The organism is Kribbella sp. NPDC051936 (genome assembly GCF_040680955.1).
GTDB lineage: Bacteria > Actinomycetota > Actinomycetes > Propionibacteriales > Kribbellaceae > Kribbella.
Genome location: NZ_JBFAXS010000005.1, coordinates 168,247 through 190,884, shown reverse-complemented (window position 1 = coordinate 190,884; position 22,638 = coordinate 168,247). Strand labels below are relative to the sequence as shown.

Here is a 22,638-nt window from a genome sequence, read left to right as displayed (position 1 = left end):
TTATCTCACCGGGGCTCCCGGGCCGAGGGGGATGCCTAGCGCCCACCAGGCCAGGAACAGGAGGGTCCAGGCGATGGTCATTGCGACGGCGAGGGGGACGGTGTACGACGCGAGGGTGCCGACGCCGGCGTTCTTGCGGTAGCGCTGGAGGAAGCCCAGCGCCATCACGAAGTACGGGCTCATGGGGGTGATCGCGGTCGAGCCCGAGTCGGCGATGCGGAAGAGGGCCTGGGTGGTTTCGGCGGGGACGTTCAACAGCAGCATCATCGGGACCAGGATCGGCGCGGTCAGGGACCACATGGCCGAGCCGCTGGTGACCAGCACGTTGATGATGGTGAGCACAGCGAGGATGCCGAGGAAGATCACCACCTTCGGCGCCCCGAGGTCGCCGAGGATCCGGGCCGACTCCGCCGACAGCAGGTCGCCGATGTTGCTCCAGTCGAAGTACGCGAGGAACTGCGCGATCGCGAAGAACAGCACCAGCACCGGCGCCATCTGCTTGATTCCTTCGGCCATCAGGCGAGGTACGTCGGCCGCGCGCTCGATCGCGCGCACGGTCACGCCGTACGCGATCCCCACGAGGCCGAACAGGACCGCGACCATCATCGCGATGCCGTCCAGGAACGGCGAGTCGACGATGCTGCCGTCCTTGCCGCGCAGGGGTGAGTCGTGCGGCAGCAGTACGGCGACGATCGCGACGGCGGCGGCCAGGAAGACCAGACCGGCCCGGCGCAGACCTTTGCGTTCGGCAACCGACACGGAGAGCTGATCCAGGTCGCCGGGCGCGTCCGGGTCGGCGTCGAGGTCAGGCCGCTTGCTCAGCACCAGCCGGGTGACCAGCGTGATCACCAGCGCGAGCAGCACCGACGAGGCGATGTTGAAGAACCAGTTCGACAGCACCGAAACGTGCGCGCCCGGGTCGATCGTGCGGGCGGCGGCGGTGGTGATGCCGGCGAAGATCGCGTCGTTGGGGGTCGGGATCGGGCTGGCGTCGTACCCGGACGCGATCGCGGTGTACGCGACCACGATGCCGAGGATCGGCGACCGCCCGACCGCGCGGAACGCGAGCCCGCCGAGCGGTACCAGGATGATGTACGCCGCGGCCGACGCGACGTGGGCCATCGTGCCGGCGAACGCGACCGCGAACACCACCATCGACTGCGGCACCCGGGAGACGCTGACCCGCATCAGCGCCTGCAGGAACCCGGTCCGTTCGGCCAGCGCGACGCCCATGATCACGACCACGATCGTCGCCATCGGCGGGAACTCGGCGAAGTTCGAGATCGCCGTCGACACGGCCATCTGCAAGCCGTCCCCGGACAGCAGGTTCTGGACCGCGACTTGCTTGCCATCCTTGGGCGAGACGACGGAAACGTCGAACGCGGACAGGATCGCGCTGATCACGGCCAACAGCGCGGACAGGATCCAGAACAGCCAGAACGGGTGCGGCAGCGCGTTCCCGATCCGCTCGATGACCGCCATCGCCCGGATGAGCCGCGGCAACTCCCTCGTGTCGGTGGTCGTCGTGCTCATAACTGGTGTGCCTTGAAGAACGCGCCGATCAACTCGTGCGCCTCGAATGTCTGGGTGACGTAGCCCGGTCCGGACGACGAGTCCGACCCCGGCCAGCTGTGCCCACCGTCGGTCACCGCAACGTGGACGACATCGGCGTCGCAGCCCCGGTAGGTGAACTTCAGTACGTCGGAACCGATGCGGCTCGCCTTCGGATCGGGGTCGCACTGGTCGCGGACGGACCAGTCGCGGACCCACGTCTGTACGTCGGGCAGGTCGCGCTGGCCGTCGCCGCCGTACGGGATCGTCGTGTCGCCGGTGCCGTGGATGTCGAGCACCGGGACGGGGCGACTGGGTGCGCAGCGCGTGTCCTCGATGTAGAACGCACCCGAGACCGACGCGATCGCCGCGATTCGGTCGGCGAGCCGACAGGCGAGGATCCCGGTGAAGCCGGCGCCGTTGGACTTGCCGGTCGCGTAGACGGCTTTCGTGTCGACGCAGTACGACGACTCCAGCTGGTCGAGCAGGTCCTCGGTGAACTTGACGTCGTCGACGCCCGCGGCGGAGTACGGCGCGCCCTGCCAGGCCTGCTTGTTCTCGTCGCCGATCACACCGTTGGGGTAGGCAACAATTGCGTCGAGTTTCGACAGGTCGGAGAACGCCTCGGTCTGGGCGCCGGTCTTGCCGCGGCCGTGGTACACGAGGATCAGCGGCTGCGCCTTCGACGCCTTGTAGCTGTCCGGCACATGCAGGCGATACGTCCGAGTCAGGCCGCCGCTGGCGACCGTGTAGTCGCCGCTCGGCATGGCCGGCTTGCCGCAGCCGGAGCTGGGCGCACCGACAGCGGTTGCCGTTGGCAACGTGACGGCGGCGGTCACCAGAGCCGCCGACGCCAGCCATGCGCCGACCCGGCGGGCCGTACGGCGACCAGTGTGGCCGGGAGTTTCAGGGCGTGCGAGGTTCATCAGGGGTGCATCCTCGGGGCAGGCGGCCTGCGGGCGGGCAGGCTCGCGCCTGGACCTCCCTGAGCGAAGGTCCAGCAACTGGGGAACTGCGACGTCAGGCCGCCAGCAACTCGGCGGCGAAGGCGGCTATCCGGTCGGCGGCGGACTCCACCAGGAGCCGGCCGTCCGCGGCGGTGGCGCGGCGGGGATCACCCAGCACGCCACGCTTGTGGTACGCGTCGAACCCGACGGACAGCCGCGGTCCGCGCGACTGCCGGGAGAGCCGGGCAGTGGTAGTCAGGTCGTCCAGTGCGGTGGCGCCGGGCTCCAGGCGATCGGCCTGGACCAGCTCCGGCGCCAGGTACAGCATCTGCGCGGTCTCCGCCTCGCCGGCGTGACCGTGGACCTCGCTGACCTCGCCGATCAGGTCGGACACCACGGAGGTGAGCGGGGTCCACGCGAACGTCAGGTCGGTCCGGACGTACTCCTGCGCGAGCACGGACAGGGCAGCGTTGTTGCCTCCGTGCCCGGTGATCACCAAGAACTGCCGCCAGCCGTGCTCGTGCAGGCTGGCCACCAGATCCCGGAGGACCTGCATGAACGTTGCCGGCGACAACGTCATCGTCCCGGCGAAGGCCATGTGGTGCGGCGAGACGCCGTACGGCACCGGCGGGGTGATCACCGCGCGCCCGGCCAGCCGCTCGGCCACGCGCTCGGCGACCCCGACGGCGCGGACGGTGTCGGTGGACATCGCCATCCCGCCGCCGTGCTGCTCCTGCGCGCCGACCGGGACGATCACCAGCGGGGAGTCCCGGACGGCGGCGGCCGCCTCGTCGGTCGTCATCTCGGCGAGCTTCATGAGAACTCCGGAGCGGACTCGACGGCCTGGCGGATGTTGTCGAGGTGTTCACGGGTGAGGCGCTCGGCCTGTACGGCGTCCTGCGCGCGGACCGCCTCGACGATCGCCTGGTGCTCTTCGTGATCGCGTTCGCGATTGTCGTACAACGCGCGGATCTGCTGCTGCTCGCGGACCCGGACCTTCAGCAGCGAGGCCAGAACCTCTTGCAGCAAGGGGTTCCCGGACGCGGCGGCGAGCTCGACGTGGAAGTTCAGCGCGAACGCCGGACCGCCCGGCGGGACCAGCGCGTTGGTGACCGCGGCCTCCAGACGCTCCAGGTTCTCCGGCCGGCGGGCGACGGCCGACTGCGCCGCCACCGCGGGCTCGATCACCAGGCGCGCGCCGATCAGCTGCAGCACCGAGTCCCTGGTGATCGGCGGCCGGTGCGGATTCGCCAGGACGACGTTGTTGATCGTCGGCCCGACGTACGTCCCGGACCCGTGCCGGAACTCGACCGCCCCGGTCGCCTCGAGCTTCCGCAACGCCTCCCGCACCGTCGGCGTGGTGATCGCGAACCGCTTCGCCAGCTCCCGCGCGGATGGGATCGCGTCACCGGGCCGCAGCCCGCCGTCGCGGATGATCCCGAGAATCGACTCGGTCAACCGGTCGGAGAGACTGGGCGACACCTCGGCAGCTGAGTAACTCACAAAGTGACTAAATCACTTAGCCAATCGCTCGGTCAAGGCTTCGGCGAGGACTTCCGTCCGGTCGCAGTGACCGTTACACGCCGTACCTTTCTCGGATGAACACGCGGACCTGGGCGGAATCGATCGCCGGCATCGTCTTCCGCGCCCTGGGCATCGGTCTCGGCGTCGCGGTGGTGGTCGGCGTGATCGTGATGATCGTCCAGTCCCGGAGCTGCGTGCCGGAGGAGGACTGCCTGGCCACCGTGGGCGGCATCGCGTACGGCGCCCTCAGCGGCGGGATCACGGTCGCGCTCGCCGTACTGCTGCTGTCGATCCGCCGCGGCGTCGGCGCGATCTTCGGCGCCGGCGCCGCGGTCGGTTCGCTGGCCCTGCTCGCCTCCCCCTGGGGTGCGATCTTCGGGTGGGCCGAGCCACTCGTGCTCCTCGCGGCGATCGCGGTCTCCGTCGCCGGGGTCCTGCAACGCTGCCACCAGCCGGCCGGCGACGGCGGCCGGCGGTGGTCACGCCCTTCGCGGACATCGGTCCTGGTCGCGACAGGCGTCGTACTCCTCGCTCTGCTCCCCCTCTGTCTCGACAGGGCCTAGCGCTTGGCCGAGGCGAAGAGGATGACCTGCTTGTCCTTCACCAGGAAGCCGTCCTTGACGAAGTACGTCGGTGGCACCGTCTTCGGTGACGAGGTCGTTGCGTTGGCGGAGACGCGGTACTCCGGGACGGTGTACCCGCGCTGCTGCAGGATCGCCAGCACCTGTGAGACCCGGAGGTTGCGGAACTTCACACCCTGCAAGGCCTCGCCGCGGCCGTCGATCGCTCCGGTGAAGGCGATCTGCTCGCCGGGTCGCGCGGCCCGGGCGATGACGAGGGCCGCCTCACCGGTGTAACTCTTCGGAATCAGGAACTCCGGGACGCACGGGAAGGTGCCCGCCTGCGCACAGCCCGGCGGGTCGTCGGTCTGCTTGATGTTCGGCGAGTCGGGCCCGAACACGGCCGCCGGGCTCAACCCGACCGTCGACGGCGAGCCGGGCATGAGTTCGAGGGTGATGTTCAGGTGGTGCTTCTTGAACTCCTTGTTGTACCGAGCGCTGTCGGCGTACGGGTCGACGACACGAACCCTCAGGTAATCCCCCTCGGCGTTGAACGACAACGCCGCACCCAGCGCCTCCTGCCGGGAGTCGCCCGGCAGCTCGACAACGGTGACCGCCGCGGCCGCGACCACCGTGGCCGCAACGAGCGCCGGCACGAGACGACGCCGGACGGCGCTTTTGCGTGTCCTGACCGGGGCCGGGGAGTTGCCGATCCGGGTCAGCATCTCGGCGCGGCTCTCCTCGCCGACCGAGGCGGCCGGATCGTCGCCGGCGATCGGATCCAGGGTGCGGAGCAGATCGATCGTGTTCATGCGCGTTCTCCTCGGGTGCGAGCGGGCTCACGGCCCGGTGTGGTCTGGCTCATCAGGCGCTCGAGCCGTCGGCGAGCGCGGTGCAGCCGGACGGTCGCCGTACTGCGTGAACAACCGAGAACTGCCGCGAGTTGCGTGGTGTCGAGCCCCTCCCACGCGACCAGGGACAGCAGTTCGCGATCGCGGTCGGACAGCTGCCGGAAGACGTCCGCGGCGTGCCGGACCTCGAGACCGGTCTCGGGATCGGCCGGCACCGAGCGGAGGTCGTCGCGGAGCTTGTCGGCCAGGCCGTGCCGTCGCGTCTCACCCCGGCGGTGATTGGCGAGCACGCGGCGCGCCACGCCGTACAACCACGGCAGCGGGTGACCGCCGGGTATGTCGTCCAGGCGCCGCCAGGCGATCAGGAAGGTCTCGGCCAGCAGATCCGCCGCGTCGGCCCGCACATCAAGCCGCCGCACGAAATATCGAAGCACGTCATCGTGATGCTGGACGAACAACCGCTCGAAGCCCGCCAGCCGGGTCCCCGAGGGAGGATCGTCCATCAGATCCCCCTCCCGGGGCCGTGTCTGTATTCGCGTCATACCCCGTCTCTGTCCGGGATTGCGCGATTCTTACCTCAGCTGGTGACCGTGATCGGGGCGCCGTTGGAGGTCAGGGACCAGTCGGTGGTGTGGAAGGTCTGCGGGTCCACTGTGCCGGTGGTGGTGACGTAGTCGATCATCAGTTGGCGGATCTCGACCTGGCGGTTGTAGACGACCGGGGCGGTCTTGACGTGCGGGAAGTTGCCGCCGCCGGACTGGCGGTAGTTGTTCACGGCGACCACGAACTGCTGGTCGGCGGCCACCGCCGTGCCGTCGTAGGCGAGGTCTGCGATGCGTGCGCCGACCGGCTTGGCGATGTCGATCGTGTAGGTGAGCGGCTTGGTCAGCCCGCCGAGGATGTCGTAGTTGTAGTCCGGCGTGCCGTTCGGCGCGGTCGAGGTCGGGGCGTTGGTGACCTGGTCGGACGGGAACGGACCGGTCCCGGTGACCTGCTTGAAGTACTGCGCGGAGAACTCCAGGTAGTCCTTGATCTGCGCGCCCGTCATCGTCACCCCGAGCAGCGTGTTGTCGAAGACGTACAGCCCGGCCACGTCCCGCACCGAGACGTCCCCGGCCGGGATCGCCGCGGCCCGGTTGAACGGCGCCGCGATCGCCAGCACCGGCAGCGAGGCCTGCGGCGTACCGGCGAGTGTCTTCGACACCGCGTCGGCCTGGACGAAGTTCACGAAGTCGAGCGCCGCGGTGTCCTCCCACGGCGCGGTGGCCGCGGACATCGCCTCCGTGCAGGTGCCGATCTTCGAGTTCACGTACTCGACGACCTTGTCGTGGTCCTTCTGCAGCAGCGCGACGACGCCCGGGTCGGCGGCGACGGAGTTCGCGTTCAGCACCTGGCTGTGCCGGCCGACGACCTTCCACTGGCCGCGGACCTTCTCCAGGTCGAGGTCGAACAGCGACAGCCGCATCCCCCACTTCAGCGGCTCACTCAGCACCACCTGCTCGCCGGTGGTCTTGTTCGTGACGAGCCGCTCGGGGATCTCCAGGTGCGCGTGCCCGACCAGGACCGCGTCGATCCCCGGGACGGTCTCGGCCATCAGCACCGACGCGTTCTCCGGGTACGGCAGCGCGTCGCCGTACGACGAGGACAGGTCCATCCCGGAGTGCACCGCGGCGACCACGACGTCGGCACCGGCCTGCCGGACCCGCGGCGCCCAGATCTTGGCCAGCTCGACGATGCCGCCGAACTTCAGCTTGTTCTCGACGTTCGCCTTGTCCCAGATCGCGATGCCGGGGTTGGTCAGCCCGAGGACGCCGACGGTGATCGGCTTCTCCCCCGGCACGTGCACCCGCTTGAGCGTGTACGGCGGGAACACCGGCAGGCCCGTGGTCCAGTCCTGGGCGTTCGCACCGAGCAGCGGGAAGCGCAGCTGCCGCTGGAACTTGCGGAGGATGTCGAGCCCGTAGTTGAACTCGTGGTTGCCGAGCGCCGCGGCGTCGTACCCGATCCGGTTCATCGCCGCGGCCATCGGGTGGGTGTGGCCGCCGGTGATGGGCTCGATCTTCGCGAAGTAGTACGCCAGCGGGGTGCCCTGGATCGTGTCCCCGGCGTCGAGCAGCAGCGGGCGCGGCGTGTGCCGGTCCGCGGCGATCCGGTCCCGGACCGCGCTGACCAGCGTGGAGATCTTGGCCAGGCCGATGTCGTTGTGCGCGCTGTCGTCGTACTCGGTGTTCTTGAAGTAGTCCCAGTTGAAGACGTTGCCGTGCAGGTCGGTGGTGCCCATCACGGTCAGCCGGACGGTCTTCCCGGACCCGTGCCCCGAGGTGCCGCCGGCGTACGCCGGGACCGCCTGGAAACCGGCCGCGGCCAGCGCTGCCGCGCCGCCGATCACCGTGCGTCGTGTCATCGTGGTCCGCTCACCGCTGTCAGTCATCCGCCCCGCCTCACAGGTCCGCTCGCCGGGATCTCCGGCCCGACAGCACACGATACGGGCGACACACCCCCACCCGGTGTGAGGATGGCCCGGTGCGCGCGAGAACATACCGCCCATGACCAAGCCGCCCGGCAAGTTCCTGCCGTTGGTCGCCACCCTCCTCTGCGGTGCCGTCCTCGCCCAAGCCGCCACACCCTCCGACCACTCCGTCACGTCCGCTGCCGCGCCCGTCACCCAGACGCCGAGCCACGGACTCCAGCCCGGCACCTCCAAGCGAGGCGAGCCGTCGTCGACCAAGCAGGCCACGCAGGCCACGCAGACCACGCAGACCACGCAGACCACGCAACCAGCTGCCAAACCGGCGGTCGCCAAGCCGCCGGCCGACGACTGGAACCTCGCGGCGCACGGGAAGGTGCTCTACCTGACCTTCGACGACGGCCCGCAGCGCGAGTGGACGCCGAAGGTCCTGCAGGTGCTGCGCAAGCACAAGGCGCAGGCGACCTTCTTCGTGCTCGGCATCCAGGTCGCGCAGTACCCGGAGCTGCTCGCGGCCGAGCGCGCCGCGGGGCATAACGTGGGCAACCACACGTGGGACCACAAGACGCTGACCCTGCTGCCGGACGCGAGGGTGCGGCAGGAGATCGCCACCGGCGTGAAGTCCAAGTGCCTGCGCCCGCCGACCGGCGCGACGAACGCGAAGATCGCGGCCATCGCGGCGGCGTACCGGCAGCGGCAGGTGCTCTGGGACGTCGACACGAAGGACTGGGAGAAGCCCGGCGCCGCGCACATCGAGCACGCGATCCTGGCCGGCGCCCGTCCCGGCGCGATCATCTTGATGCACGACGGCGGCGGCAACCGCTCCCAGACCGTCGCCGCCCTCGACCGGGCGCTGACCAAACTCACCAAGCTCGGCTACACGTACCGCGCCCTGCCCTGCTAGCTCACGACGGCGGCGTTGCCGTTGGAGAAGTAGCGGAGGGCCTGGTCGATCGCCTCGACGGGCTGGTCGAGTGACGGTACGCCGTAGAGGCCGCCGTTCTTGACGAACTTGCTGGGCTGCAGCGTGGCCCGTGCGGCCGGTTGGTCGAGGCCGCTGACTCCGGGGCTCGTGGCTGTCACGCCGCGCTGCAGGACGACCCGCAGGACAGGCTGACCGGCCCGGCGCTCGCGTCGGAAGCCGATCACCGCAGGCCACGGCAGTACGACGGGAGCGGGCGCGCCCTCGACGCCGAGCTCCAGCGCGGCCGGCGTCATACGCATCGCGTACGGCGGGAGGTCTGCCCCGGCGTACCAGCGCTGCTGCCGGAACGACTGGATGACGCTGACGAGCGGCAGCAGCAGGGACGCGATCATCAGCAGGCCGATGTACCAGGCGTCGCCGAGCAGGATCATCAGCCACACCGAGAGCACCAGGCCGATCGCGGTCATGATCGCGACGATCGCGCCGCCGATCAGCCGGACCCGGCGGACGACGGCACGGCGGCGCAGCACCTCGTCGCGCCGCAGGCGACCACGAAGCTCTCGTCCATGCCCCGAGCTTCGCAGGCCGGCAGGTCAGCGCAGGTCAGCGCTGGATGCCCGCGGCGCCGTTGGAGAAGTGTTTGAGCGCCTCGTCGATGACGTGCACCGGCTGGTCGAGTGCCTTGACCAGGAACATGCCGGTCGGGCGGAGCAGCGGGTTCGGCTTGACGACGCTCCGGACCGACGGCTGGTCCAGGCCGCGGACGCCGGCGGTCGTCGCGCTCACGCCGCGGGCCAGGGCCAGGTCCAGCGTGTACTGGCCGAGCAGCTTGTGCTGCGTGAAGCCGCGGACGGTCGCCCACGGCAGCACCACAGGGTACGCCGCGCCGTCGCAGGCCAGCTCGAGTCCCTTGGCGGAGATCCGCATCGCCACCGGCGGCAACTCGTTCGTGGCGTACCACTTGGTCCGCTCGGCCTGCACGCGGTACACCAGCACGGTGCTGAGCACCAGCGGGATCATTGCCAGGATCAACAACAGCGCGAACGGCCACATCCCGGACCCGCGGAACGCGACCAGCGCGTAGAGCGCGGCGACGATGCCGACCACGCCCAGCGCGAGCGTCACCCACCCGCCCCGCCGCTCGACGGTCCGCACCACCTCACGCCGGCGCAGCACGGCCTCGCGGTCGACACCGACCACGAACGGCCGTCCGGGATCGTGCGGTGGCTCCTGCACCAGCACCTCCGGACTGTCCTCTGTGACCTGCGAAACCGCGTCCCCGTCCTCACTCACAGGGGACAGAATCCCACATCCCGCTCAGTCCTTGCGGCGACCTGCCCAGGTCCAGGCGTAGACGCCGTCGTCGACGGCCTGGCCGCCCTCGCCCAGTTCGAGCGGCCGGAAGGTGTCGACCATGACCGCGAGTTCCTCGAAACGCTCGGCGCCGAGCGAGGCCTCGATCGCCGACGGCTGCGGGCCGTGCGCGTACCCGCCGGGGTGCAGCGAGATCGACCCGAGCCCGATCCCGGAGCCCTTCCGCGCCTCGTAGTCGCCGCCGCAGTAGAACATCACCTCGTCGGAGTCGACGTTCGAGTGGTAGTACGGCACCGGCACCGACAGCGGGTGGTAGTCGACCTTCCGCGGCACGAAGTTGCAGACCACGAAGTTGTAGCCCTCGAACACCTGGTGCACCGGCGGCGGCTGGTGCACGCGCCCGGTGATCGGCTCGAAGTCGCTGACGTTGAACGTGTACGGGTACAGGCAGCCGTCCCAGCCGACCACGTCGAACGGGTGCGTCGCGTACGTCATCCGCGACCCGACGATCCCGCCGGGCCCGTTCCCGCGGTGCTTGACCAGCACCTCGACGTCGGTGCCCTCCACCACGAGCGGCTCGGAGGCCGGGTGCAGGTCACGCTCGCAGTACGGCGCGTGCTCGAGGAACTGGCCGTACCGGGACAGGTAGCGCTTCGGCGGCGCGATGTGCGAGTTCGCCTCGATGCAGTACGCGTGCACGCCCTCCGGCCCGGGCAGCCAGCGGTGAGTGGTCGCGCGCGGGATGATCACGTAGTCGCCCTGGACCGCGTTCAGGACGCCGAACACGGTCTCAACGGTCGCCGAGCCCTTCTCGACGTACACGCACTCGTCGCCGATCGCGTTGCGGTAGTACGGCGACGGCTGCTCCGCGACGACGTACGAGATCCGGACGTCACCGTTGCCGAGCACGAGCCGCCGGTCCTCCACGGCGTTCGACTTCGACGTGTCCGTGAACAGGTCGTGCAGCTTCAGGTGCCGCGGCGTGAGCGGATGGTTCGCGACGGTGGCGAGGTCGGGCAGGTCCCACACCTGTGAGTCGACGATCGCCGACGGCACGCCGGCGTGGTACAGCAGCGACGAGTCCGACGAGAACCCCTCCTCCCCCATCAGCTCCTCGTAGTACAGCCCGCCGTCCGGCTTCCGGAACTGCGTGTGTCGCTTGGGTGGAACCTCGCCGACCTGCCGGTAGTACGCCATCTCATCCTGCCTATCCGATAATCGAACGCTTGCGTCCGCTTACCGAAAGCATCCGTTAGGCTCTGGAGCATGTCAACCGTCCCTGCCCTGTTCCGGCACCTGGTCGACGACGCGTCGATGTTCCCGCCGGGCAACCTGCCGCTGGCCGAGGCCGTCGCCACGCACCAGGCGCACCGCGCAGCGCCGTACGCCGACCTGGTCGGCCCGTTCGTCTGCACTGACCAGGACCTGATGAAGGTCGCCGAGGCCGCTGCGCGCGCGAAGCCCGGCGCGGTCTCCGGCCCGTTACGGGTGTCGGTGGTGATCTCCGGCGGTGCGGGCGGGATCGAGCCGGCCGTGCGGTGGGGCGATCGCTCCAAGGACGTCGAGGTGACCGCGGTCGAGGTGCGGTTGCGGGACGAGGACGACCTGTCCCGCAACGCGCTCCGCGTGGTCCGGGCGTGCGACGACTGTCTCGACGAGGAGACGGCGTACGTCGAGATCGGCCTGGAGGGCGCCTGGGAACGCGCCCTGGACGTCGTCGCCGACGCCGGCTACGCCGCCAAGCTCCGTACCGGCGGCCTCGACGCGTCACTGTTCCCGTCGGAGGACCAGGTCGCCGCGTTCATCACCGCCTGTCTCGACCGCGAAGTGGCCTTCAAGTGCACCGCCGGGCTCCACAATGCGGTCCGCCATACCGCGGCGGACTCGGGTTTCGAGCACCACGGCTTCCTGAACGTGCTGCTGGCGACCCGCGCCTCGCTGGACGGGGCGTCCGCCGACGAGGTGGCCGCCGTACTGGCTGAGCGACAGGGCGCCGGGCTGGCGGTGCGCGCACGCGAACTCTCCGACGAGCAGGCGGCGAGCACCCGCCGGTGGTTCACGTCGTTCGGCTCGTGCAGCATCGAGGAGCCGCGCACCGACCTGACGACCTTGCGCCTGATGGAGGACTGAATGAGCTGGATCGAGATCCCGGACGGTTCGCCGTTCGGGCCGGACAACCTGCCGCTCGGCGTGTTCCGGCACGGGGACGAGGAGCCGCGGATCGGCGCCGCGATCGGCGACCAGATCATCGACCTCGCGCCGGTCGCGTCCGCGCAGATGCTGGACGGCGCGCAACTGTTCGCCGAGCCGACGCTGAACCCGTTCCTCGCACTCGGCCGCCCGGCCTGGCGGGCCACCCGGAACTGGCTGCTCGACCTGGTCCGGAACCCGAACGACCGGGACGTCGTCGAGCCGCACCTGATCCCGCAGGCCGCAGTCACCATGCAGCTGCCGTTCGAGGTCGGCGACTACGTCGACTTCTACGCCTCCGAGCAGCACGCGTCGAACCTCGGCCGGCTGTTCCGCCCGGACTCCGAGCCGCTGTTGCCGAACTGGAAGCACCTCCCGGTCGGGTACCACGGCCGTGCCGGCACGATCGTTGTCAGCGGCACCGACATCGTCCGGCCGTCCGGTCAGCGCAAGGCGCCGGACGCCGCGGCGCCGACCTTCGGGCCGTCCCAGCGGCTCGACATCGAGGTCGAGCTCGGGTACGTCGTCGGCACGCCGTCGACGCTCGGAAAGCCTGTGTCCGTTGACGATTTCGAGGAGCATGTGTACGGCGTGGTCGTCGTCAACGACTGGTCCGCGCGCGATCTCCAGGCCTGGGAGTACGTCCCGCTCGGCCCGTTCCTCGGCAAGTCCTTCGCCACGTCGATCTCACCCTGGGTCGTCTCCCTCGACGCCCTGGCCGGCTCCGCCGTCCCCCTCCCGCCGCAGGATCCGCCCGTCCTTCCGTATCTGGCCGGCCAGAGTCTGACGAACTTCGACATCACCTTCGAGGTGAGGCTGAACGGCCACCTCGTGAGCACCCCGCCGTACCGCGACATCTACTGGTCCGCCGCGCAGATGCTCGCCCACATGACCGTCAACGGCGCCACCGTCCGCACCGGTGACCTCTACGCCTCCGGCACCGTCAGCGGCGCCGAGAAGAACCAGCGCGGCTCCTTCATCGAGCTGAGCTGGGGCGGTCGCGAGCCGCTGATCGTCGACGGCAAGGAACACACCTTCCTGGAAGACGGCGACGAGGTGACCATCTCCGCCTGGGCGACAACAGCAAGCGGATCCCGCCTCGGCCTCGGCGAGGTCACCGGCCGCATCACCCCCGCCCACACCCCACCAGCCTGACCCCCCGCGCCCCTCCTCACACCACTCCCGCCGACGTCTTTGGGCCCTCACCGACCATCCGCGAGCGGCCGAAACGGTTGGCGCGAGCCCAAAGTGGAGCCTTCGAGCGCAAAAGTGAGGTGAAGATGTTCATTAGTGTTCGTTTCTCTTGACGAAGTTGCGGTTGCGTGCGAACTTTCTCGGCATGAAACGTTCAGTGGGGTGTGGAGTACTGGCTGTAGCGCTGGCCGCCGGTGTGCTGAGCGTGCCCTCCGGGGCGCACGCCGCCGGTGAGTTGACGCTGCGGTCCGCGGAATTGACGGTCACCGTCGGGTCGGACTTCCCGCGGGTGATCAAGTACGTCGACAACGCCTCCGGGCAGTCCCTCGGCGGACAGCCGGACGCGCTCTCGACGGTCACGATCGACGGCACGGCCCGCACCGCGCATCTCGCGGCGGCGCCGACGGTCGACGGCGGGCGCGCGTCGTACACGCTGGCCTTCGACGCCCTGCCCGGTGTCGAACTGGACGCCAGCCTGAGCCTGGCCGGCCGGGTGACGACGTTCGCGATCGACGCGGTGCGCGACACCGACGCGAGCCGCGTGCACACGATCGACATCCCCGACCACGACCTGGTCTCGGTGGCGAGCACGGACACCGACGCGACCACCGCGTTCACCACGCTGGACCCGGACTCGACGCGTACGGCCGACAAGATCACGCCGGTCACCGCGGCCACTCCGGGCGAGGCGGCCGCGACCGGCGCGACGTACGCGTTCGTCAACACCAGCGGCCTGGCGGCGGGCATCGAGTCGAACTCGACGTACGACAAGCCGTCCGGGCGGTCGGTCGACGACGGCGCCCGGTTCTGGCACCGCGCCCGCAAGGCCTCCGACGGCAGCACCCGCGTCGGCGTCTGGAGCGGCCAGTGGACGTACCGCGCCGACACGTCGCCGTACACCGAACCGCTGCCCTGGGCGAAGGTCGTCGTCACCCCCGACGCGAACCAGGACCAGACCGTGGACTGGGAGGACGGCGCGGTCGCGTTCCGCTCGATCATGACCGAGCCGAACGGCGGCGACGAGGTGAAGAACCGGGTGGTCACGCATATCCCGTTCAACTTCGCCAGCCAGGCCACGCACCCGTTCCTGCGCACGCTCGACGACGTCAAGCGGATCTCGCTGGCCACCGACGGCCTCGGCCAGATGGCGATCCTGAAGGGGTACGGCGCCGAGGGCCACGACTCCGCCCATCCGGACTACGGCGGCAACTACAACACCCGAGCCGGCGGCCTCACAGACCTGAACACGCTGCTCACGCAGGGCAAGTCCTGGAACGCGGCGTTCGGCGTCCACGTGAACGCCACCGAGTCCTACCCCGAGGCGAACGCGTTCAGCGAGGAGCTGGTCGACAAGAACGCCAAGGGCTGGAACTGGCTGAACCAGAGCTACTACATCAAGCAGCGCCCGGACCTTGCCTCCGGCAACATCGTGAAGCGGTTCCAGCAGCTCCGCGACGAGACCGACAAGAACCTGCAGGAGCTGTACATCGACGTGTACTACCAGTCCGGCTGGCTCGCCGACGGACTGACCCGGCAGCTCGCCGGTCAGGGCTGGCAGGTCGCGACCGAGTGGGCCGACCGGCACGAGCGGTCGTCGCTGTGGTCGCACTGGGCCAACGACCTGGACTACGGCGGCCCGACCAACAAGGGTCTGAACTCGAAGATCATCCGGTTCGTCCGCAACCACGAGAAGGACGTCTGGAACAGCGACCCGATCCTCGGCCAGTCCGCGATCGTAGAGTTCGAGGGCTGGACCGGTGAGACCGACTGGAACGCGTTCTACACCAACATCTGGCAGCGCAACCTGCCCGCGAAGTTCCTGCAGCAGCAGAAGATCCTGGACTGGAACAGCACCGACATCGCCTTCAGCGGCGGCATCCGCGGTGCGGTGGAGAACGGCAAGCGGACCGTGTACGCCGGGAACGCGAAGGTGCTCGACGGCGACAAGTACCTGCTGCCGTGGGACAACAACAAGAAGCTGTACCACTACAACCCGGCCGGCGGCCGCACCACCTGGCAGCTGCCCGCCGCATTCGCCGGCGTCAGCACCTTCACCGCCTACCAACTGTCGGACACCGGCCGCACCAAGCCGACCACCATCCGCGCCCAGCACGGGACCGTCACGCTCGACGCGATCCCAGGCAAGCCGTACGTGATCTACCCGGTGGCCGCGCCGAGCCCGAAGAACCCTGCCTGGGGTGAGAGCAGCCACGTCCAGGACCCCGGTTTCAACGCCGGCAATCTGGACGCCTGGAACCCCACTGGCGGTACGAAGATCGCCACCCTCGAGAACGGCCAGCACGTGGCCCAGCTCGGTACGAAGGCGTCGTCGATCCGCCAGCGCCTGACCGGCCTGACCCGTGGTCGCACCTACAGCGCGTCCGCCTGGGTGGAGGTCGAGCCGGGGAAGTCACGGACGACGACACTCACCGTGGACGGCGTGCGCAACGAGGTCAGCCGGTCGACCGCGCAGAACATGGTGGCCTCCGACGACAAGCACGACGCGTACTACCAGCGGGCGCGAGTCGTCTTCGAAGCAAAGGGAAGCACCGCTGACCTGACCATCTCCGCAGCTGCCGGCTCGGCGCAGGTGCGCGTGGATGACGTGCGGGTCGTGGAGACCCAGCGTGCCGCGGCAGGGCTGGTCGACGACTTCGAGAGCGTCGATCAGGGCTGGGGCCCGTTCGTGAAGGGTGATGCCGGCGGCGTCACGGATCCGCGGACGGTGCTCGCGCCGAAGCACGCGCCGTACACCCAGGCGGGCTGGAACGGGAAGCTCGTCGACGACGTGCTCGACGGCAACTGGTCGCTCAAGTCGCACGAGGAGAACCAGGGCCTCGTCTACCGGACCGCGCCGTGGACGGTGAACTTCCAGCCGGGCCACAAGTACAAGGTCAGCTTCGACTACGAGAGCGGCCGCGCCGGCCAGTACGCGTGGGTCCAGGGGGTCGACCGGCCCGCGTCCGTCGAGGTGAAGTCCACCCCGATCGGCGAGCAGCGGACCAAGGCGACGTACGGCCAGGAGTTCGTAGCCGGGTGCGGCGGGGACTACTGGGTCGGTCTGCGCAAGCTCACCGACGGCGGCGACCAGGCCGACTTCGTCATCGACAACTTCGCGGTCACCGATCTCGGGTCCACGTCGGAGCCGGCGGACTGCACCTCGGTCGCGGTGTCCGGGCTGACCGGTCTCGTGTCCGGCGAGGCGAACACGGTGACCACCACGTTCACGAACAACGATGTGGTTGCCGCGAACAACATCACGCTCGGCCTCACCGCGCCCGACGGCTGGGCCGTCACCGCGACCACGCCGGCGACGTACGCGACCGTTGCCGCGGGCACCAGCGTCACGACAACCTGGGACGTGACTCCCCCGGCTGGTACGCCGGAGGGCAAGTACCCGCTGACCGCGACCGGTGGTCAGGCGACGATCAGCGCCGAGGCCGTCGTGCTGCCGCCGGGAATCGTTCCGCAGTCGCGGATCACGGTGGTCGACGTGAGCAGCGAGGACGTCGCCACGGGCGGCGCCGCCACGATGGCGCTGGACGGAAACCCCAGCACCATCTGGCATTCCGCCTGGTCGCAGGTCAGTACGCCGGCGGGTTACCCGCACCACATGACGCTCGACCTCGGATCGACGTACCAGGTGAACGGATTCAGCTACCTGCCCCGGCAGAGCGGCACGAACGGGATGTTCAAGGGGTACGAGATCTACGTCAGCGCCGACGGCCAGGACTGGGGTACTCCGGTCGCGACCGGCCAGTTCCCGAACTCCACCGCCGTCCAGAAGCTGGACTTCACGGCCAAGTCAGGCCGATACGTGAAGTTCGTCGGCACGAGCTCGCTCAACGGCGCCGTCTTCGGCTCCGCCGCAGAGTTCAACGTGTACGGCGTTCACTGACGCGGGTCAGGGAACAGCCGCCGGGGTCTGGAGACAGGCAATAGCTTGTCTCCAGACCCCGTGCGTTGTCCTCACCCCGTGGCGCGGGCTACTTGGTGATGGTCACCGAGACCGGCGCGGAGGCGGTGTTCGCCGCGACGACGCGGAACTTGTTCACGCCGACCCGGCCGCTCTGCACCCAGACCGAGTAGGTCGCCCGGCTGGTGACCTTGGTGATGGCCGGGAAGTTGACCCACTTGCCGTTCTCCAGTCGCTGCACCTGGACCACGGTGTTCTTCGCGATGCCGGAGGTCTTGCCGGTGAAGGAGACCTTCGTCCAGGCCTTCGCGGTGGCCTTGTCGGACTTGATCGTGATCGACTTCGCTGCGATCGAGGCGCTGGTGCCGGTGGTGGCGGCGTCGGCCTGCAGGGCGCCGGCGATCCCGAGGCCTCCGGCGGCCAGTGCGAGACCCGCGACGACAGCCGCGGTACGACGGATGAAGTGAGTGCGCATGGTTTCCCCTCGTTTTGTTGGTGTTACGGAGGAGAAGACGCGGCGCCGCGGGCAATGGTTGTTACGGCTCCGTCTCAGGTCCGGCCGGAAGAACGAGCCGGGCGAGCGCGCCGCCGCCGGGCGCCTCGCCGAAGGTCAGCTCGGCGCCGAGCACCTTGGCGTGGCCGGCGGCAATGGTCAGGCCGAGGCCGTGCCCCACACCGCGCTCCGCCACCCCGGACCGGAACCGCCGCGGGCCCTCGGCAATCAACTCCTCGGGATATCCGTTGCCGTGGTCAACGACCTCGACGGTCCGGCCGCTGACCGTGACCTCGACCGGCGGCTTGCCGTGCCGCAGCCCGTTGACGATCAGGTTGGCCAGGATCCGCTCGATCCGCCGGGAGTCGGTCGACACCGTCTCGTCGGGCCCGACCTGGCACACGACCACGCTGTCCGGGGCGAGCGCCTGCTGCATCCGCAACCGGCCGACCGCCGAGCCGACGAACGCACCGAGGCCGACCAGCTCCAGGTCGGCCTGTTCCACGCCGGAGTCGAACCGCGCGATCTCGAGCAGATCCTCGACCAGCCGCCGCAGTACCTTGGCCCGGTCGCGCACCAGCTCACTCGGACGGCCGGGCGGCAGCAGCTCGGCCGCGGTGGTCAGGCCGGTCACCGGCGTCCGCAGGTCGTGGGCGACGTCCGCGGTGAAGCGGCGCTCCGCCTCGAGCTGACCGCGCAGCGAGCTGGCCATCGTGTCGAGGGCGGTCGCCAGCGACTGCACCTCGTCCTTGCCCTTGCCGACGGCTTCCGCCGCGGACGCGTCCAGGTCGCCGGCCGCGATCCGCCGTGCCGTCCCCGCGACCGCGACGATCCGCTTCGACAGGCTGCCGGCCAGGATCACGCTGACCAGCGCGACCAGTGTCACGGTGCCGATCCCGCCGAGGATCAAGGCCTGCTGCAACGCCTTCATCGAGTCGTCGGTGCTCTCGTAGTCCTGCTCGATCGACAGCACCTTGCCGTCCTTGACCGCGACCGCCGCCCACATCTTCGCGTGCGGCGACCCGGTCTTGAACGTGGCGCGCTTGCCTTCGAGCACGGCCTCGCGCAGCTGCGGCGGCAGGTCCGGATCGTCGACCTTCGCCCCGAACACCGGTACGTCGTTGGTGTCGTAGCTCTGCGCCGCGAGCTGGATCCGCTCGTCGGCGAAGCTGCGCGTGCGGTCCAGCCGGGCCGACTGGGCCTGGGTGTAGACCGCGACGCACAGCACCAGGATCGCGAGCGACGAGACCAGCAGGAAGATGAGACCGAGCTTGCCCCGGAGGCCCATCAGGCTCTGAGTTTGTACCCGAAGCCGCGGACGGTTTCGATGCGGTCGGCACCGATCTTGGTCCGCAGCCGCTGCAGGTGGACGTCGACCAGCCGGCCGTCGCCACCCCACTCGTAATCCCAGACCCGCTGCAGCAGCGTCGACCGGCTCAGCACCACACCCGGGTTGTTCGCGAACTCGATCAGCAGCTTGAGCTCGGTCGGCGTCAGCTGGACGGTCTGACCGCCACGCCGCACCTCCAGCGCCTCGCGGTCCAGCTCCAGGTCGCCGAACGACTCCACACCGGAGCCGGCCGCCGGCGCCGGGCGCTCCGGGTCGGAGACCGCGCGCCGCATCACCGCCCGCAGCCGTGCCACCAGGACCTGCGTGTCGAACGGTTTGGTCACGTAGTCGTCCGCGCCCGCTTCCAGGCCGAGTACGACGTCGAGCGCGTCACCGCGGGCCGAGACCATCACGATCGGGACCGTGCTGGTCTCGCGGATCCGTCGGCACACCGAGATCCCGTCCAGCCCGGGCAGCATGATGTCCAGCATCACGACATCCGGGTGGATCTTCTCGAATCGCTCGATCGCCTCCAGGCCGTCCTCGGCCGTGGTCACGTCGTAGCCGTGACGCTCGAGGGTCAGTTGGGTCGCCTCACGAATCACCGCGTCGTCCTCGACCATGAGGATCTGCGCTGCCGGTTCTTCCGGTACCACGAACTTCAGTCTCCCTACTGATCCGTCGAGCTCACCTTGATCATCTGCCGGCCGTTCCAACGGTAGACCTCGACCCGCCGGCCCGACGGGCAGCAGACCGGGTCGTCGATCGTCCAGATCTTCGACTCGACCACCAGGTCACCTTGCGGGCTGGCGTTCACGGTCGGTTGCTCGACGTCCAGGATCCAGACCGGTCGCGGGCCCGAGGGCTCGACGGCGATCAGGAAGATACCGAAGACGAACTTCTCCAGGGTATGGATGAGGATTATCTGTTGGGGTGTACCGCTGTGCAATACATCAACGGTCTTACCCCTGCTGAGGCAACGCGAAATCACGGTGCAATTCGAGAGCACCGACCGCGGGTACCTGCCGAGACGCGGGTCGGCGAGCAGCGCGGCCCGGACTTTGTACAGGTCAACGGCCACTTCCGGGGTCCGCCCGGGGTGCGGGGAGGTGCTGCCGGTACCGAACGCGACCGTCGGCGTCGGGGTGTCCGGCGGGGGCGACTCAGGCCCTTCGACCCGCAGGCCGCCGCCGTTCGCACACGCGGACAGCGCTGCCGTCGCGACCACGGCGGCGACAGCGGGCAGCACGGTACGGCGCCACAGATCCATCGGGCGCCTCCTACCCTGCATCCGGTCCCCCCGCGAATTCGTACACGTCCTCACTTCCATGGTCCTGGCCCGACGTCACAGTCGACGGGCATGGACGTCGAGTGGCCCCGGCAGTTCTATTGCGGTTACGTCACAGTGTCATCCGGCGACGACTTTCCCCGGATTGAGCAGGTTCTTCGGGTCCAGCGCGTTCTTGATCGCGCGGTGGACGTCGAGTGCCACCGGACCGATCTCTTCGGCCAGCCAGGTCCGCTTCAGGACGCCGACGCCGTGCTCACCGGTGATCGTGCCGCCGAGCTCCAGCCCGATCTCCATCACCCGGTCGAACGCGACCTGGGCGCGCTCGGCCTGGGCCGGATCGGTCTGGTCGAAGACGACCGTCGGATGCATGTTGCCGTCGCCGGCGTGCCCGAGGACGCCGATCGTGATGTCCAGCTCCGCGGACAACTGCTCGATCCGGCCGATGAACTCGGCCAGCCGCGAGCGCGGGACGGCGACGTCGTCGATCATCGTCGTACCGAGTTCCTCCAGGGCGGTCAGCGCCGCCCGGCGGCCCTCGAGCAGCAGCTCGCCCTCGGCGTCGTCCTCGGCCTCGATGCACTCCAGCGCGCCGTGGTCGCGGCACAGCTTCGCCACCGCGGCGACATCCGCCGCGCCGGCCTCGCCGCCCGCGTCGGACTGCGCGATCAGCATCGCGGCCGCCTCGTCGGGCAGGTCCATCCGCTTGTACTTGTTGACGGCGCGGATCGTCGTCCGGTCCATGATCTCCAGCAGGCTGAGCGAGACGCCGCTGCGGATGATCTCCAGGATCGCGTTGCCGGCCTCGACGCCGGAGCCGAACAACGCGGCCATCGTCTTCGGCTTGGCCGCGGCCGGGCGGAGCATCAGGGTCGCCTCGGTGATGATGCCGAGGGTGCCCTCGCTGCCGACGATCAGCTTCACCAGGTCGTACCCGGCCACGCCCTTCACGGTCTTCCGGCCGGTCCGCAGCACGCGGCCGTCGGCGAGCACGACCTCTAGGCCGAGCACGTAGTCCGTGGTCACGCCGTACTTGACGCAGCACAGGCCGCCCGAGTTCGTGGACAGGTTGCCGCCGATCGAGCAGAACTCCCAGCTGGACGGGTCCGGCGGGTAGAACAGCCCGTGCTCGCCGACCGCGCGGGAGAGGACCGCGTTGTAGACGCCCGGCTGCGTGACGACGTACCGGTCGACCGGTTCGATCGCCAGGATCCGGTCCATCTTCTCCAGCGAGATCACGATGCAGCCGTCGAGCGCGTTGGCGGCGCCGGACAGGCCGGACCGCGCGCCCTGCGGCACGATCGGCACGTCGTTCTCGTTCGCGATCCGCACCGCCGCCTGGACGTGCGCGGTCTCACGGGCCAGCACGACGGCGAGCGGCATCCCGGCCGGGCAGAACATCGCTCGGTCGTACCGGTAGCTCTCGATCCGGTCCGGATCCGTCACCAGTGCCTCGGGCGGCAGTACCTCACGCAGCTGCTCGACAACCTCGCTCATACTGCGAGCCTAGTTACTACTGCGCGGTACCGTGCACCCCAGTCTCAGCGCGTGCGTTTGGTGACGTTCTCCGAGATCTCCTCGTAGCCGCCGCCGTAGTTGTGGTACTCCCGGCCGATCGCGGCGAACGTGATGCTGCCGCTGGTCGCCTTCACCTTGGGCGTGCGACAGGTGCGCTGCCCCTGGATGACCGAGCCGTTGCCGCCGCTGCTGTCACAGCTGAGCACCCGCCCGTTGTTGCCGCCGCCGTACTGCACCAGGAAGGCGTTGGCCTTCGCGTTGGCGACCAGCGGCGACGCCATGGTGATCTCGGCCCAGTACTGGTAGCAACTGTCGCGGACGAGCCGGACAGTGCCCCAACTGGGCGGCTGATGGTTACGCAGCATCGGCGCCGATGCGATGGACCTCGCGCCCGAGCAGCTGGCGGCCGTGGCCGCCTCGGCCGGGAGGGCGGACAACGCGAGAGCGCCCACGCCGGCCAGGCCGGCGGTGCTGAGCAGAATGCTCAGTGTCTTCATGACGAAACCCTTCCTGAATGCACGCCCCGACGCGCACTCAGGAAGGCACACTACGCGAACGGAGCCTGCCCGG

At 69.4% G+C, this 22,638-nt stretch carries 21 protein-coding genes; 5 read left to right on the top strand and 16 right to left on the bottom strand.

The features are described 5' to 3' along the window. From AB0L64_RS18495 to AB0L64_RS18480, 4 genes are all read right to left on the bottom strand, one after another. Entirely contained in the window at positions 1-1,533 is a 1,533-nt protein-coding gene (locus tag AB0L64_RS18495; protein ID WP_363711467.1) for an AbgT family transporter, read from the bottom strand. Next, a complete protein-coding gene (locus AB0L64_RS18490) occupies positions 1,530-2,477 on the bottom strand; it encodes a PHB depolymerase family esterase (protein WP_363711465.1) in 948 nt (315 codons plus the stop codon). The genes AB0L64_RS18495 and AB0L64_RS18490 overlap by 4 nt, the downstream gene beginning before the upstream one ends. A gap of 94 nt (positions 2,478-2,571) precedes the next feature. After that, entirely contained in the window at positions 2,572-3,315 is a 744-nt protein-coding gene (locus tag AB0L64_RS18485) for a creatininase family protein (protein ID WP_363711463.1), read from the bottom strand. Further along, complete coding sequence (locus AB0L64_RS18480) at positions 3,312-4,001, bottom strand: GntR family transcriptional regulator (RefSeq protein WP_363711461.1); 690 nt, start codon at positions 3,999-4,001, stop codon at positions 3,312-3,314. Before AB0L64_RS18480 ends, AB0L64_RS18485 begins: the two co-directional genes overlap by 4 nt. Positions 4,002-4,096: 95 nt before the next feature. Here AB0L64_RS18480 and AB0L64_RS18475 point away from each other — a divergent pair, with 95 nt between their 5' ends. Next, positions 4,097-4,585, top strand: coding sequence for a hypothetical protein (locus tag AB0L64_RS18475; protein WP_363711459.1), 489 nt, complete (start codon positions 4,097-4,099; stop codon positions 4,583-4,585). Here AB0L64_RS18475 and AB0L64_RS18470 read toward each other — a convergent pair. The 3 genes from AB0L64_RS18470 to AB0L64_RS18460 form a co-directional block, all read right to left on the bottom strand. Further along, positions 4,582-5,394, bottom strand: a complete 813-nt coding sequence (locus AB0L64_RS18470; RefSeq protein WP_363711457.1) for a hypothetical protein — start codon at positions 5,392-5,394, stop codon at positions 4,582-4,584. The genes AB0L64_RS18475 and AB0L64_RS18470 overlap by 4 nt on opposite strands. Beyond that, positions 5,391-5,936 (bottom strand): sigma-70 family RNA polymerase sigma factor, encoded by a 546-nt coding sequence (locus AB0L64_RS18465; RefSeq protein WP_363711455.1) that lies wholly within the window; start codon positions 5,934-5,936, stop codon positions 5,391-5,393. The genes AB0L64_RS18470 and AB0L64_RS18465 overlap by 4 nt, the downstream gene beginning before the upstream one ends. A 74-nt stretch (positions 5,937-6,010) precedes the next feature. Then, positions 6,011-7,864: a 5'-nucleotidase C-terminal domain-containing protein gene (locus tag AB0L64_RS18460; RefSeq protein WP_363711453.1), complete on the bottom strand. Its 1,854-nt coding sequence runs from the start codon at positions 7,862-7,864 to the stop codon at positions 6,011-6,013. Between the two features lie 115 nt (positions 7,865-7,979). Here AB0L64_RS18460 and AB0L64_RS18455 point away from each other — a divergent pair, with 115 nt between their 5' ends. Further along, complete coding sequence (locus tag AB0L64_RS18455) at positions 7,980-8,804, top strand: polysaccharide deacetylase family protein (protein ID WP_363711451.1); 825 nt, start codon at positions 7,980-7,982, stop codon at positions 8,802-8,804. Here AB0L64_RS18455 and AB0L64_RS18450 read toward each other — a convergent pair. From AB0L64_RS18450 to AB0L64_RS18440, 3 genes are all read right to left on the bottom strand, one after another. After that, a complete protein-coding gene (locus AB0L64_RS18450) occupies positions 8,801-9,355 on the bottom strand; it encodes a hypothetical protein (RefSeq protein WP_363711449.1) in 555 nt (184 codons plus the stop codon). The genes AB0L64_RS18455 and AB0L64_RS18450 overlap by 4 nt on opposite strands. A 73-nt stretch (positions 9,356-9,428) precedes the next feature. Then, on the bottom strand, positions 9,429-10,118 hold the full coding sequence (locus tag AB0L64_RS18445; protein WP_363711447.1) for a hypothetical protein: 690 nt from the start codon (positions 10,116-10,118) through the stop codon (positions 9,429-9,431). Between the two features lie 24 nt (positions 10,119-10,142). Next, the gene (locus tag AB0L64_RS18440; RefSeq protein WP_363711445.1) at positions 10,143-11,336 is read right to left on the bottom strand and encodes a homogentisate 1,2-dioxygenase domain-containing protein; all 1,194 of its coding nucleotides are present in this window, start codon (positions 11,334-11,336) and stop codon (positions 10,143-10,145) included. 69 nt (positions 11,337-11,405) lie between these two features. Here AB0L64_RS18440 and AB0L64_RS18435 point away from each other — a divergent pair, with 69 nt between their 5' ends. The 3 genes from AB0L64_RS18435 (at position 11,406) to AB0L64_RS18425 (ending at position 17,421) form a co-directional block, all read left to right on the top strand. Beyond that, positions 11,406-12,269, top strand: coding sequence for a hypothetical protein (locus AB0L64_RS18435; protein WP_363711443.1), 864 nt, complete (start codon positions 11,406-11,408; stop codon positions 12,267-12,269). After that, positions 12,270-13,484: a fumarylacetoacetase gene (gene fahA / locus AB0L64_RS18430; RefSeq protein WP_363711441.1), complete on the top strand. Its 1,215-nt coding sequence runs from the start codon at positions 12,270-12,272 to the stop codon at positions 13,482-13,484. Positions 13,485-13,668: 184 nt separating this feature from the next. Beyond that, positions 13,669-17,421 (top strand): endo-alpha-N-acetylgalactosaminidase family protein, encoded by a 3,753-nt coding sequence (locus AB0L64_RS18425; protein WP_363711439.1) that lies wholly within the window; start codon positions 13,669-13,671, stop codon positions 17,419-17,421. Positions 17,422-17,509: 88 nt separating this feature from the next. Here the strand turns inward: AB0L64_RS18425 and AB0L64_RS18420 are convergent, their stop codons facing one another. The 6 genes from AB0L64_RS18420 to AB0L64_RS18395 form a co-directional block, all read right to left on the bottom strand. Next, positions 17,510-17,914, bottom strand: coding sequence for a hypothetical protein (locus AB0L64_RS18420; RefSeq protein ID WP_363711437.1), 405 nt, complete (start codon positions 17,912-17,914; stop codon positions 17,510-17,512). Positions 17,915-17,975: 61 nt separating this feature from the next. Beyond that, entirely contained in the window at positions 17,976-19,220 is a 1,245-nt protein-coding gene (locus AB0L64_RS18415) for a HAMP domain-containing sensor histidine kinase (protein ID WP_363711435.1), read from the bottom strand. Further along, positions 19,220-19,918: a two-component system response regulator CseB gene (gene cseB / locus AB0L64_RS18410; protein WP_355697154.1), complete on the bottom strand. Its 699-nt coding sequence runs from the start codon at positions 19,916-19,918 to the stop codon at positions 19,220-19,222. Before cseB ends, AB0L64_RS18415 begins: the two co-directional genes overlap by 1 nt. Before the next feature lie 14 nt (positions 19,919-19,932). Continuing rightward, entirely contained in the window at positions 19,933-20,532 is a 600-nt protein-coding gene (locus AB0L64_RS18405; protein ID WP_363711432.1) for a hypothetical protein, read from the bottom strand. 138 nt (positions 20,533-20,670) lie between these two features. Then, entirely contained in the window at positions 20,671-22,047 is a 1,377-nt protein-coding gene (locus tag AB0L64_RS18400; protein ID WP_363711430.1) for an FAD-linked oxidase C-terminal domain-containing protein, read from the bottom strand. Between the two features lie 44 nt (positions 22,048-22,091). Beyond that, complete coding sequence (locus AB0L64_RS18395; protein ID WP_355472853.1) at positions 22,092-22,565, bottom strand: hypothetical protein; 474 nt, start codon at positions 22,563-22,565, stop codon at positions 22,092-22,094. Between the last annotated feature and the right edge of the window lie 73 nt (positions 22,566-22,638).